General features: G+C 39.5%; 12 protein-coding genes. All 12 read left to right on the top strand.

From position 1 onward, the window contains the following. Nucleotides 1-212 precede the first annotated feature (212 nt). The 12 genes from IW492_RS11685 (at nt 213) to IW492_RS11630 (ending at nt 14,282) form a co-directional block, all read left to right on the top strand. Nucleotides 213-581 (top strand): YlbF family regulator, encoded by a 369-nt coding sequence (locus IW492_RS11685; protein WP_202067810.1) that lies wholly within the window; start codon nt 213-215, stop codon nt 579-581. A gap of 5 nt (nt 582-586) precedes the next feature. Next, nucleotides 587-3,154 (top strand): DNA mismatch repair protein MutS, encoded by a 2,568-nt coding sequence (gene mutS, locus IW492_RS11680; RefSeq protein WP_202067809.1) that lies wholly within the window; start codon nt 587-589, stop codon nt 3,152-3,154. Between the two features lie 29 nt (nt 3,155-3,183). Then, nucleotides 3,184-5,286, top strand: a complete 2,103-nt coding sequence (gene mutL, locus IW492_RS11675; RefSeq protein WP_202067808.1) for a DNA mismatch repair endonuclease MutL — start codon at nt 3,184-3,186, stop codon at nt 5,284-5,286. Nucleotides 5,287-5,305: 19 nt separating this feature from the next. Continuing rightward, nucleotides 5,306-5,875 carry a Maf family protein gene (locus IW492_RS11670; RefSeq protein ID WP_202067807.1) on the top strand — a complete coding sequence of 190 codons (570 nt, stop codon included), beginning with the start codon at nt 5,306-5,308 and terminating at the stop codon, nt 5,873-5,875. Between the two features lie 304 nt (nt 5,876-6,179). Then, entirely contained in the window at nt 6,180-6,614 is a 435-nt protein-coding gene (msrB, locus tag IW492_RS11665) for a peptide-methionine (R)-S-oxide reductase MsrB (protein WP_202067806.1), read from the top strand. Between the two features lie 207 nt (nt 6,615-6,821). After that, on the top strand, nt 6,822-8,498 hold the full coding sequence (locus tag IW492_RS11660; protein WP_202067805.1) for a peptide ABC transporter substrate-binding protein: 1,677 nt from the start codon (nt 6,822-6,824) through the stop codon (nt 8,496-8,498). A gap of 439 nt (nt 8,499-8,937) precedes the next feature. After that, nucleotides 8,938-9,546 (top strand): Holliday junction branch migration protein RuvA, encoded by a 609-nt coding sequence (gene ruvA / locus IW492_RS11655; protein ID WP_202067804.1) that lies wholly within the window; start codon nt 8,938-8,940, stop codon nt 9,544-9,546. 14 nt (nt 9,547-9,560) lie between these two features. Continuing rightward, complete coding sequence (gene ruvB, locus IW492_RS11650; protein ID WP_202067803.1) at nt 9,561-10,571, top strand: Holliday junction branch migration DNA helicase RuvB; 1,011 nt, start codon at nt 9,561-9,563, stop codon at nt 10,569-10,571. 210 nt (nt 10,572-10,781) lie between these two features. After that, the gene (locus IW492_RS11645) at nt 10,782-11,699 is read left to right on the top strand and encodes a helix-turn-helix domain-containing protein (protein WP_202067802.1); all 918 of its coding nucleotides are present in this window, start codon (nt 10,782-10,784) and stop codon (nt 11,697-11,699) included. A 208-nt stretch (nt 11,700-11,907) separates the two neighbouring features. Beyond that, on the top strand, nt 11,908-12,114 hold the full coding sequence (locus tag IW492_RS11640) for a hypothetical protein (RefSeq protein ID WP_202067801.1): 207 nt from the start codon (nt 11,908-11,910) through the stop codon (nt 12,112-12,114). A gap of 725 nt (nt 12,115-12,839) precedes the next feature. Further along, complete coding sequence (locus IW492_RS11635) at nt 12,840-13,418, top strand: TetR/AcrR family transcriptional regulator (RefSeq protein ID WP_202067800.1); 579 nt, start codon at nt 12,840-12,842, stop codon at nt 13,416-13,418. Between the two features lie 393 nt (nt 13,419-13,811). Further along, on the top strand, nt 13,812-14,282 hold the full coding sequence (locus IW492_RS11630) for a low molecular weight protein-tyrosine-phosphatase (protein WP_202067799.1): 471 nt from the start codon (nt 13,812-13,814) through the stop codon (nt 14,280-14,282). The last annotated feature ends 102 nt before the right edge of the window (nt 14,283-14,384 follow it).

Raw genomic sequence — 14,384 nt, 5'->3', positions numbered from 1 at the left:
AACTTTTTATAAGCAAACCATTTGATTTGAGATCAATAATTAGAGTACTGAAGTTTTTTTGCACAAAAAAACTGGATGAGTCATTATAATGAAACTAGAGAAAAATAGATAAGCTGTCCTTTTATATAGAAAACAGATTTTGGCAAAAGAACAGAATGTGTTAAAATAAACATACATATTTTGATAAAGTCAAATTGATAAAGGTGGATAATATGGACTACTCCATTGGAGACGAAAACATAGATGCAGAACTGGAAAAATTACTGGAGCTGCTTGAACAGAATGAAACAATTCAACAATATAAACGGATTGAACAGAGAGTGAAAAACAATGAAAAACTGGCTCAGCTGGTGGAAGAAATTAAACGAGCACAGAAAGATGCAGTTCAGTTTGCCCATTATGGCAAGCCCGTTGCAGAGCAGGAAGCATTGAAGCGTGCGGATGAACTAACTGCTCAGTTCGATGAACATCCGCTGGTAGTTGCCTACAGAGAACAGCTGAAAGAAGCGAATGATCTTCTACAGCACATCACAGCAATGATTCAGCGTGGGATAAATGATCAATTAGAGAAAGAAGGATAAATACATTGCCGCAAAAAACAAAAAATACACCAATGATGGACCAATATCTGACGATTAAAGGGCAATATCCGGATGCCTTTCTTTTTTACCGTCTTGGAGATTTCTATGAGATGTTTTATGAAGATGCAGAAAAAGCTACTCAACTGCTGGAACTGACTCTGACAAGCAGAAACCGGAATGCAGATGATCCAATACCAATGTGCGGGGTCCCTCATCATGCGGCGCAAGGCTATATTGATACACTGGTGGAAATGGGTTATAAAGTAGCAATCTGTGAACAGGTAGAAGATCCTAAAACAACCAAGGGAATGGTGAAGCGAGAAGTCGTACAGCTGGTTACACCGGGAACTGTAATGGAAAGTAAAGGGCTGGAAGCAAAAGATAACAACTACTTGACTGCAATTGTTTCTGAAGGCGGGAAATATGGTCTGGCTTATGTGGACCTGTCAACAGGCGAATTAAAAAGTGCAACGCTAACCGATGAAGAACAGGTGATTAATGAAGCAGCGGCCTTGCAGACAAAAGAGATTGTGCTGGGAAGTGAAATTCCTGATTCACTTGCGCATGCTTTGAGGGAGCGTTTAACAATCATTTTTTCCGAACAGTTGGAAAGTCAGGAGAATGCAGAGTTCAGCTTTTTGACCAGTACGTTGTCTGAACCGTTGGAAATTAATGTTACATTAAAGCTGCTGACTTATCTGGCTATTACTCAGAAACGCAGTCTGTCGCATATTCAGCAGGCGGTTGAGTATCAGCCAAATCATTTCTTGAAAATGGATTATTACTCAAAATTCAATTTAGAGCTGACCCGCTCGATTCGGTCAGGGAAAAAACAGGGTACTCTTTTATGGCTGCTGGATGAGACGAAAACAGCGATGGGCGGTCGTTTGCTGAAGCAATGGCTGGATCGTCCGCTGATTCAGGAAAAGCAGATTGTTAAACGTCAGGAAATGGTTCAGGCCTTACTGACTGCTTATTTTGAACGGATAGATCTTCAGGCTGCATTGACAAAAGTCTATGATCTTGAGCGTTTAGCCGGACGAGTGGCGTTTGGGAGTATCAACGGACGGGATCTGATTCAGCTGAAAACATCATTGGAACAGGTACCGATGATTCGAGAGCTGATTGTCGGCATTAATCAGGGCGAGTGGAACGATCTTTTAGTGGAGCTGAATCCGGTGGAGGATCTTGTTGAACTGATTGATACATCAATCATGGAAGAAGCACCGTTGCAGATTACCGAAGGAAATGTGATCAAAGACGGTTACAATGAAAAACTAGATGAATATCGTGATGCAATGAAGCACGGTAAACAATGGCTGGCTGAACTGGAAGCCAAAGAGCGCAAAGAGACTGGAATTAAAACGCTGAAAGTCGGCTTTAACCGAGTATTTGGATATTACATTGAAGTAACCAGAGCCAATCTAGGCAATCTGGAAGAGGGAAAATATGAGCGGAAACAGACATTGGCAAATGCAGAACGCTTTATCACTCCGGAATTAAAGGAAATGGAAAAACTGATTTTGGAAGCAGAAGAGAAGTCAGTTGATTTAGAGTATCAGCTGTTTCTGGAAGTGCGGGAGAAGGTAAAAGGCAGTATTGATCGGCTGCAGCGTTTGGCAAAATCTCTCAGTACAGTAGATGTTCTTCAAGCTTTTGCTGCAGTCAGCGAGCGTTATCAGTATATCCGTCCGATATTGAAATCAGGAAATGGAAAACTGAATATTAAAGACGGCCGCCATCCCGTTGTTGAAAAGGTGTTGGGACATCAGGAATACATTCCAAACAGCATTCAGATGAATTCTGAAGACCTGATTCTGCTGATTACTGGTCCGAATATGTCCGGTAAAAGCACGTATATGCGTCAGCTTGCGTTAACTGTGGTTATGGCACAAATCGGCTGCTTTATTCCTGCTGAATCTGCGGAGCTGCCGATCTTTGATCAGATTTTCACTCGTATCGGTGCATCGGATGATTTGATTGCCGGACAAAGTACGTTTATGGTAGAAATGATGGAAGCAAATCAAGCGTTACGCCATGCAACACCAGACAGCCTGATTCTATTTGATGAATTGGGACGAGGAACAGCAACCTATGATGGAATGGCCCTGGCACAGGCGATTATTGAGTATATTCATAAAAAAGTAAAAGCTAAGACACTTTTTTCGACTCATTACCATGAGTTAACTGCGCTGGATGATTCTCTGGACAGTTTAAAAAATATTCATGTAGGAGCAGTGGAAAAAAATGGAGAAGTCGTTTTTCTCCATAAAATGATGGAGGGGCCGGCAGACAAAAGCTATGGAATTCACGTGGCAAAAATTGCCGGATTGCCAATTGACCTCTTGGAAAGAGCTGCAACAATTCTTTCTGCACTTGAATCTCAGGAAGCCGGTAGTCCTACGGAAGCCAAGATTTCTGCAGTAGATGAAGAAACAGAACAGCTCTCCTTGTTTAAGGAAGTGTCCACGGATGAATTGAGTGTTATTGATACCTTGAAGAGAATGAATTTGTTGGAAATGACACCAATGGATGCATTAAACATTCTCTATGATTTACAGAAAAGAATTTAAATCTCCACAAAAAGGAGGCAACACAACAAATGGGAAAAATCAAAGAGCTATCGGAACAACTGGCCAATCAAATTGCTGCTGGTGAAGTGGTGGAACGTCCTGCTTCGGTTGTGAAAGAGCTGGTTGAAAATGCTATAGATGCCGGCAGCACACAGATTGATATTTTTATTGAAGAAGCTGGACTGAAGACTATCCAGGTGATTGATAACGGTGATGGTATTGCAAAAGATGACGTGATAAATGCGTTTAAACGCCATGCAACAAGTAAGATTCACACAAGAGATGATCTGTTTAGGATTCGAAGCCTTGGGTTTCGAGGGGAAGCCCTGCCGAGTATTGCCTCTGTTTCCGAGCTGACAATTGAAACAGCAGTCAGTGAGGAAGAAGAGGGAAGCTTCGCCAAATTTGTTGGTGGTAAACTGGAAGAGCATCGTCCGGGAGCCTTACGCAAAGGGACAAAGATTACAGTGGAAAACCTCTTTTTCAATACACCTGCCCGATTGAAATATGTAAAAACTATCCAGACAGAATTAGCTACGGTCGGTGACATTGTCAATCGTCTGGCATTAAGCCATCCTGATATCGCATTTCGCGTGGTTCATGACGGCAACAAAATGATGAGTACTGCTGGAACAGGAGATCTAAAACAAACGATTGCCGGAATTTACGGAATCGGTACAGCTAAAAAAATGCTGAAAATTCAGGGGAAAGACTTGGACTTTGAAGTAAATGGCTATATTTCACTGCCGGAAGTTACAAGAGCCGGCAGGAATTACCTTTCAACGATTATTAATGGCCGCTATATCAAAAATTTTATGCTGAATAAGGCAATTATTAATGGCTATGGCTCAAAGCTGATGGTCGGCCGCTTTCCGATCGCTGTTTTGGAAGTAACCATGGACCCGCTTCTGGTAGATGTAAATGTTCATCCGACAAAGCAGGAAGTTCGATTGAGTAAAGAGAAAGAATTAATGGCATTGATTAGTGAAGCAATAGGAGAAGCACTGAGTCAGGAACAGCTGATTCCAAATGCTGCTGCAAATCTTAATTTTAAGAAAAAAGCAGAGCAGCAGGAGCGAGTCGAACAAATGGAAATCCCTTTGGTGGAAGAAACAGCTGATGTGAAGACAACACCTGAAGCTGTTCGCAAACCTGGAAGCCTGCAATATGATTCTGTAGAAGGTCGTTTTTTTGTAGAGGGCAAAAGCGAAGAGACGAGTCAGGCAGCACCGTCAGATTCAAATAATTCCTATCAAGAGCAAAAGCCTATGCGCTGTGAACAGCCAGAATCAATCATTGAAGAAAAACAAGCTGATTATTCAACTAATCAACCTGCAGGAGGAGAATTTCTTGAACGTGAGCAGCATGAAACAGCACTGCCAGCCGAATCTTCAAATGAGCTGTCACAAGAGCCTGTAATAGATTTTTCTGCTCTTGAAGAGGAGGCTCGAAATCACCCTGATTTTGAGATGTCCAGCAAAGAGAATCTAAAAGAGCTGAATCGAACTGTTGAACGGCTTGAGCAGGAGAAGAAGACGGAGCGTTTTCCCGAGCTGGAGTATTTTGGACAGATGCATGGAACCTACCTCTTTGCGCAGAGCAAAGAAGGGCTGTATATCGTTGATCAGCACGCTGCTCAGGAACGAATTAAATACGAATACTTTCGGGAAAAAATCGGGGAAGTATCTGATGATCTTCAGGAACTTTTGGTGCCTATTGTGTTGGATTATCCCAACAGTGATGCAATTAAGATTAGTGAGCAAAAGGAAAAACTGGAGAGTGTCGGGATTTTTCTGGAAGAATTTGGACAAAACAGTTTTATTGTCAGAGCGCATCCTACCTGGTACCCAGGTGGAGAAGAGGAAGTGATTATTCGTGAAATGATCGATATGCTTCTGATTACCGGTCAGGTCAGTGTAAAAAAATTCCGTGAGGCTACTGCTATTATGATGAGCTGCAAACGTTCAATTAAAGCTAATCATTATCTAAACGATCAGCAGGCTCGGATTTTATTGGAGGATTTGGCGGAGTGTGCCAATCCCTTCAACTGCCCTCACGGACGTCCGGTGTTAATCCACTTTACTAATTCAGATATGGAAAAAATGTTTAAACGAATTCAAGATCCGCACTGATCTGGAAAGAAGGAAATACATGAAGATTATTTTAGCTTCCCAGTCTCCGCGCAGACAGGAACTGCTTAAGCGAATTGTAGATGAGTTCACTGTGCTGGCTGCTGATATCAATGAAGAAGTACCAAAAGGGATGACACCCGTTCAATATGTGGAAACAATGGCAGAAAAAAAAGCTCGGTATATTACTCAAGAGAATCCGGAAACGCTGGTTATCGGCTGCGATACAATTGTGACCATTGATGATGAAATTATTGGAAAACCAGTCTCTCGGGAGCATGGGTTCCAAGTATTGAGAAAGCTGAGCGGCAGAAAGCATCTTGTTTACACTTCTGTCTTTATCATGGCAGACAACCATGTTTCTTCACTTCTTGTACCTGCGGAAGTGGTGTTTTATGATTTATCAGATGAAGAAATTAATCGTTACCTGGATGTAGATGAATATAAGGATAAAGCAGGAGCGTACGGAATTCAGGAGCAGGGAGCATTGTTTGTCAAAGAAATAAAAGGAGATTACTATTCAATCATGGGACTGCCGATTGCGGGTCTGGCTAGACTGCTGGAAACAGAGTTTAATTATCGTAAAGAATGAAAGCTGGAATTGTCCAAGCTGATATCTATCCATGATTGAGCTTTTACAGAAGGTTCCTTAGGATGTAATAACTTCTTACCATTATTTATTCAGTAAAAATTGAACAGGTCTCTGAGAAAGAATGGTTTATCTTGCAGCAGCTTTCAATAAAGTTTGGAAGTGAGTAGGTCAAAACAGTTAAGTGAAAAAGAAGTTGCACTTCCTGTGTTTATATATGACATTAGGAAATTCATTTTATAAGCCTTCTTATTTTTTCAATCAAGGCAGGAGTGATACTATAAAAACAAAGAGAGGAGCAATCTGTATGAAACCATCTAAAGACGAACTTAGAGAGAAACTGACTGATATGCAGTATGCAGTGACACAGGAAAATGCGACTGAACGTCCGTTCAGCGGTGAATATGATGATTTCTACAAAGAAGGAATTTATGTGGATGTAGTCAGCGGTGAACCTCTATTCAGCTCCAAAGATAAATACGATGCCGGGTGCGGGTGGCCTGCGTTTACTCAACCGATAAAAAAGAGAGGCGTAAAAGAGAATGCCGATTTTTCACATGAAATGCATCGGGTGGAAGTGAGGAGTACAGAGGCTGATTCTCATTTAGGTCATGTATTTACTGATGGACCATTGGACAAAGGCGGTTTGCGCTACTGTATTAATTCAGCAGCTATGAAATTTATCCCTGTAGAAGATCTGGAAAAAGAAGGATATGGGGAATATAAGGATTTGTTCGTTTGACAATTCATTTAGAAAAGTATGTATATCATATATATTCCAAATAGAAAAGACACGTTTGTTCATTTTAGGATGATCACGTGTCTTTTCTCAGTTTTCATCCATAAATTGGGCTAAAAAGATTGCTTTGGCTTCCCTTTTTTAGTATTATATGAATATTCTAAAAATTATAAATTGGTAATAAAAATATGGTGCATTGGGGAGAAAACGATGAAAAAAAGCAGCGCAAAGAAAATAACAAGCATTCTTCTTTTATCTACACTGGTTTTAGCGGCCTGTGGTTCAAATAGCGGGGGAACAGATACAAGCGGAGGAAGTTCCAGTTCAGGATCTGCTTCCGGAGAACAGCTGTTTAGAGTCGTTGTACAGCAGGAAATGCCAAGCGCAGATTTATCTGCAGCAACGGATACGATTAGTTTTTCTGCATTGAACAATGTTTATGAAGGGCTATATCGCTTAGATGAAAACAGCAAACCACAGCCGGCAGGAGCAGTGGAATTTGCAGAAATTAGTGATGATAATTTAACTTATACGTTAAATTTGCGTGAAGATGCAAAATGGTCAGACGGTGAGCCAGTTGTTGCAGCAGATTATGTTTTTGCTTGGCAAAGAACAGTAAATCCTGAAACAGCTTCAGAATACGCATATCTGTTTGAAGTAGTAAAAAATGGAGCGGCGATCAGTGCCGGAGAAAAAGAGCTGGATGAGTTAGGAATTAAGGCAACCAGCGATTATGAATTGGAAATTACATTGGAAAAACCAACAGCTTATTTTGATTATCTGCTGGCCTTCCCATCATTTTTCCCGCAAAGGCAATCTGTGGTTGAAGAGTTTGGTAAAGAATATGCATCAGACAGTGATAAAGCAGTTTACAACGGACCGTTTACCTTGACTGATTTTGACGGACCGGGAACAGATACAAATTGGTCTTATACAAAAAATGAAGAATATTGGGATAAAGATACTGTTCAATTGGATAAAATCAATGTGGATGTTGTAAAAGAAGCACCGACTTCATTGAATCTGTTTCAGGACGGTCAGGCAGATGACGTTATTTTGAATGGCGAGCTTGCACAGCAAATGTCCAATGACCCAGAGTTTGTCAGTCAAAAGGACGGACGCACAACTTATATGGAGCTGAATCAGCGTGATGCAGACTCTCCTTATCATAATGAAAATCTGCGTAAAGCAATTTCTTATGCTATTGACAGAGATGCTTTAGTGAATAAAATTCTAGGTGATGGCTCAGTAATTTCTAAAGGTCTGGTACCGGCAGAATTGTCATTCTCACCATCTGACAATAAAGACTTTGCAGAGGAAAATGAAAATGTTCTTACTCATGATGCAGATAAAGCCAAAGAGTACTGGGAAAAAGCGAAAAAAGAATTAGGTATTGAAACACTTGATATGGATATTGTGCATGACGATACTGACTCTACGAAGAAATTAACTGAATACATTCAAGGTGCTTTAAATGATACATTGGACGGCTTGAATGTAACAGTTACGCCTGTCCCCTTCTCTGTTCGTTTGGACAGAGGGAACAATGGCGAATTTGAAGCAATCATGGGCGGCTGGGGTGCTGACTATGCAGACCCAAGTAGTTTCTTGGATCTGTTCGTAACAGGTAATTCTTACAACAGAGGACATTACTCTAATAAAGAATATGACAAGCTGATTGAAGCTGCCAGTGTGACGCATGCAGCAGATACTGAAGCGCGTTGGGATGATATGGTTGATGCTGAAAAAGTTCTGATGGATCACATGGGTGTGATTCCACTTTATCAAAAGGCAGAAGCACATATGCGCAGTGCGAAAGTCAAAGGTGTGGTCGCTCACGCAGCCGGTGCACAATATGACTACAAGTGGACATATATCGAAGAATAAGAAATAACCAAAGAACGAACATTCTCAAAAGCCGCTGGGGTTTAATACCAAATCCCAACGGCTTTTTTTATTTAAAACAATGTATGTTTTGATCAGCAGGGTTCGCTTTTTAAGCAGGTCGGATGATCTGTTTTACAGTTTGCGTAATGAATGATTAAAATGCAATGGTCAACAGGAAAGTATTTTTTAAGAAGAAACCTTATTTTTTTGAGATATGGTATAGTCAAAGTACGTTCAGTTTAAGCAACTGACCAGCTTTGTTCCCTTAATTATTTAAAGATTTTTATTATGATATGATTATTATTAAATAAAAGAGTGAGATACATCAAAAGAAGAGTCAATATAAGTGTTTCCCTGCCTTTAGCATAAGAAAACTACTGATTTTGCTCACTTTATGATAAACTAAAGGCAATTCCAATCAATTAGAAAAGGTGAAAACATGTACGAATATATTAGCGGAACTGTTACATATGTCAGTCCCTACTACATTGTTGTGGAAACAAACGGGATCGGCTATCAGATTTCTGTGGGAAATCCTTATCGGTATTCTGGCAAGGAAGAACCAGTAAAAATTTATCTTCATCAAGTTATTCGAGAGGATGCACATACCCTTTATGGCTTTGCAGATTTAGAGGAAAAGCAGCTGTTTTTGAAGCTGATTAGTGTTTCGGGGATCGGACCAAAAAGCGGGCTTGCGATTATGGCATCGGAAGATCATGGCGGATTAATTAACGCGATCGAAAGTGATGATGCAGCGTACCTGACAAAATTTCCGGGGGTTGGGAAGAAGACTGCTCAACAAATGATACTGGATTTGAAAGGTAAGCTGGGGGACCTTGAACGGTCGGAGGCGGCAGTAGAAGCGATGGCAACATCAGCCTTTGCCGGAAGCGGTAATCAGCCGTTGGAAGAAGCATTGGAGGCTCTTGGTGCGCTTGGCTACAGTGAAAAAGAGATCAAACGTATCACTCCTAAACTGGAGGAACTGGAACAGGGTCAGACAGATGAATATCTGAGAAATGCGTTGAAATTGATGATGAAGCGATAGAGGAGGACAGGCGAATGAATGAAGAGGAACGACTTCTTTCAGCGGAAAGCAGTGAAGAAGAGAATAATCTGGAAGTTTCTCTGCGTCCCAGATTGCTCCAGCAATTTATTGGTCAGCATAAAGTAAAACAGGAGCTGCAAATATATATCAATGCAGCTAAAAAAAGAGAAGAGTCTTTGGATCATACTCTTTTATATGGGCCTCCTGGACTTGGTAAAACGACGATGGCAATGGTTATTGCTAACGAAATGTCTGTGAATATTCGGACGACAAGCGGACCGGCGATCGAACGCCCGGGTGATCTGGTAGCTATTTTGAATGAGCTGGAACCAGGGGACGTTTTGTTTATTGATGAGATTCATCGGCTGCCTCGTGTTGTGGAAGAAATGCTGTATTCTGCAATGGAAGATTTTTTTGTGGATATTATGGTTGGACAGGGTACTACCGCACACCCTGTTCATTTTCCCCTACCTCCTTTCACACTCATTGGAGCGACAACAAGGGCTGGACTGCTTTCTGCACCTTTGAGAGATCGCTTTGGTATTGTTTCTCATATGGAATATTATGAAGAAAATGATTTAAAGGAAATTATTATTCGTTCGGCAGATATTTTTCTGACTGAAATTGTGGAAGAAGGAGCTTTTGAAATTGCACGACGTTCACGAGGTACGCCGAGAATTGCCAACCGTCTGCTAAAACGGGTGCGCGACTTTGCTCAGGTTCAGTCAGATGGAATCATTAACCAGTCAATCGCAGATCAAGCCTTGACGCTGCTTCAAGTAGATACTCAGGGATTGGACTATGTGGATCAGAAGCTGTTGCGTACGCTAATCGAGCTGTATGGCGGTGGTCCTGTTGGTTTAAGCACATTATCTGTCAACATCGGCGAGGAGACTGAGACGGTGGCGGATATGTATGAACCTTATCTTATTCAAAAGGGATTTATTAAGCGAACTCCCCGAGGAAGAATTGCTACTGCGCGGGCGTATGAACATTTCAATTATCCGGATTATACTCAGGAGTAAAAAAGCAGTACTGCAGTAAATAATAAGTTTTAGAAGTCAAATCAGCAAAGAAAAACCATCAAAAATAACTATCGTAATTTGATCTTTTTTATTACCATTCTGTTTGTTTTATGTGTCAAAAAAGCAATCAATAATGACGGGTTTGCGATTTAGTATTGATTATTATTTTTGATTCGATATACAATATAAGTGAGGTAAGGAGGGATTACCGTGGACGTAAAAATTGAACTGGGTAAGAAGATTCGATTACTTAGAGAAAAGAATGGGCTTACCAGAGAAGCATTCTGTGATGATGAATTGGAACTGACTGTTCGTCAGTTGACTAGAATTGAGGCTGGCCAATCACTTCCAACCTTACCCAAAATAACATTTATCGCTCAACGTCTATTAATCCCGATTCATCATTTGATTGATGAAGAACATATTGAACTACCTAAAAGATATTTACAATTGAAATTTGGATTATATAAGCTTCCTACTTACAGAGAAGATGATCGAGTTGCTAAAAAGGAAAATTACTTTGAAGAAATCTATGAAGAATATTATGAAAATCTTCCGGAAGAAGAGCAGCTGGCAATTGATGTACAGCAAGCTTCTATGGATGTTCATTTAACTGAGAATGCAGATTTTGGTGAAGGACTTCTCAGTGATTACTTTTCTCAGATTCTCCAAAAGAAAGAATACTCAATCAATGACTTACTAATTATTAAGTTGTATTTTCAATGTATTTATTACAAGCACTATGATGAAAAGACATTTTTCTTTTTATTAGACAGGGTAATGGAACAAGTAGACTATTCAGTAGATGTTGAATTGTCGTTACTAAACAGAATCTTGGTAACGGCAGCATCTATAATAATCAAGTATGAAAAATATTCTAAATTAATTGATGTAGTAAAAGTTTCTAAAATTATCATGCAGACTAGTCAAGATTTTCAGAAAAAACCTATTATTGATATGGTAGAAGGTAAGTACTATTTATATTTTTTAGGAGATCGTGAACTAGCTGAACAGAAATACAAAGATGGGGCTCAATGTGCCAGACTGTTTGATGATCCAATGCTGGGAGAGAAAATCCTTCAGGAGTTGGAAGATGATTTGGCAATTGTGAATATTAATAAAAATTGAATGTATAAAGATACCTAAGGCTGAATTTATTTTTAGTCTTTTTTTTGTTCAACAGGACATGTGTGTCCTGTTGGGAAAGCCGACAATTACCTATACTAAACGCATAAGAAACGACAAAGAAAATTAGATAAGGAGGAACTGAACTGTGTTGAGATTTTTTATGTTATTAAGTAATTGGTGGGTAGACTAAAGATTAGGGGGATAAGATTTGAGCAAAGTGGGATATTCTATAGAAACTGAGCAAGTTACTGTTCAAAATCTTATCATCTTTAATGAGGAAGAAAATGAAAAGCTCTTGAAAGTCACTTTAAACGATGAGTTATTCAAAATTGTTGTTTTAAAACAATGGGAAAAGAAAAAAATTTCTTTAAATAGCAACATGATCGATAAAGTGGAGATTTCAGAAATTGTGTGATGTGGTACTTTGGAGATGATAGATTACAAGGGTGTTTCAGACACCTCTTTTCTTATCGGTGGATAGCCGTTCTGAACTAATCACCGATAAGAAAAGGGTTTAGGGCAGTGTAAACATTGTTCTTAATTGGGTCTGGTTAAATAATAGAGAAAGGAAGTCACTTCTAGCTAAAGTGTCTTTTTTTCTGCAGTCAATTTGAGTAGGACCATCGGAAATCAGTTCAGCAGTGTTTTCCAATAATCATTTTTCTATTAACGTATCTTTTTTAATTAAGAAATAATTTTTCAGCAGAAGGAGAAAATTTATGCATTAGGACATTTGTGTCCTGTTGGAAAATGAAATGATTTACTATACTTTATCCTATATTAAGAAACAAAAAATTCTGAGGTATTGAGCAGGTTGGATAAAACTGAATGCTTATGTGCTTTGGACCTTGAAATGATTGATTGTGGTGTGTGACACTACTTTTCTTATCGATGACTGGAAGTAATGGGTTGATCATCAATAAGAAAAGGTTTAGAGTAATGAATGAATTTTTCTTAATGGATTTGGTTAAATAATAGAGAAAAGAGGTCACTTCTAGCTAAAGTGATTTTTTTTCTGTCCAAAAAAGAAGAGTTAAGTTATTAATTAATAAGTTATGTGATAGTGAGCGACTTGCTATTTGAACGGTGTTTGCTAGAATAAAAATACATGGAGAATGGCAGAATCGGGAGGAAAAACAGATGAGCGAATCACTGGTCACAAAAAAGGCAATTGCTTGTAGCTTAATTGAGCTGTGCGAAACAAAATTATTCAGTAAAATAAGTGTTCAGGATATTACGAAGCAGGCAGGGCTGAATCGACAAACTTTTTACTATCATTTCACAGATAAATATGATTTGCTGCGTTGGATTTATCAGGAAGAAGCCTTTATTTACCTGGATACAAAAGATGTCAATATAGATAACTGGGAAGAGCAGTTATTGAAAATGCTCAAAGCTATTCAGTCGAATAAGGATTTCTATTATAATACAGTCAGTTCATATTCAGAGGTGATGATGACGGATTTTTCAGAAATCACAAAAAAACTGTTTATTAGTCTGTTTGAACAAATGGATACAGAGGGAGAGCTTTCAAAAGAAGACAAGCAGTTCTATGCGCGCTTTTTATCCTATGGCTGCAGCGGAGTATTGTCAAACTGGATTCTGGAAGGTTATAAAGAACCCCCTTTAACTATTGCTACACAATTGTTTCGTCTGGCCAAAGATATTGAATTTTTCTCTTACCGTCTGTATCAGAAAGAAGTGAATGATTTTTCCTGACAAATGGGCAGGACTGTCTAAAAAGACGACAATTCTGAGCAGCTGGTATGAGACTTTTTTGCACAATCAGTGTATGTAAAATTCAGTAAAATGAATCAGAGTGATTTTTGTGAAAAAGAAGAATATCGGAATACTATCAGCCAGTACGTTCGGCGGATTCTATTTGGCAGGAAATTTGACAGAGGAAAAGAAGCAGGCTGAGTAATTAAGACTGAAGAAGAGCTGAGCAGCAGTTATTATGGGAAGCATCAAGTGTATCTGATTGCTGGAGAGATAGGTATGCTGACAGCTGCAGTCTGCTATTTGATTATCAACACTCAGAAAAAAAGTTGCATAATGCATGCAAACAGATAAATAATCTGGCATACTTAAATGAAAAACAGGAGACTACTTATGGAAAAAATACTTTTTGTCTGTCTGGGCAACATCTGCCGATCTCCAATGGCGGAGGCAGTAATGAGAAATAAAATACAAGAAATCGGACTTGAAAAAGAACTGCTGACAGCATCGGCTGCAACGAGCAGCTGGGAAGCAGGGAATCGACCTCATATAGGCACACAAAAACTGCTAAAACAGAATGGCATCACGTTTGACGGCATTCGTTCAACTAAGATACAGCCAGAAGATTTTTACAATTATGGCTATATTATCGGAATGGATGAGAATAATCTGGAAGATTTACGAAGAATGGCACCGACTAACTGGGATGGAGAACTGCATTTATTTATGTCTGTTGTTGAAGGGCAGGAAACAGAAGAAGTACCAGACCCTTACTATACTGGAGATTTCCAGATGACCTACAAAATGATTGATAGTGGAACCGATGCTTGGCTGAATCTGATTAAAAACAACCGCAATAAGTGAATTTCAGACTTTTCCCTTAGATAATTCAGACCTAAGAAGGATGGATTTCGAAAGAGGAGCCTGTATAATAGAAGAGTAGGTTCGCAGGAGAAACAGTTTTAG

This window comes from Enterococcus sp. BWB1-3 (assembly GCF_016745275.1).
GTDB lineage: Bacteria > Bacillota > Bacilli > Lactobacillales > Enterococcaceae > Enterococcus_L.
This window is presented reverse-complemented; position numbering and strand designations above follow the sequence as displayed.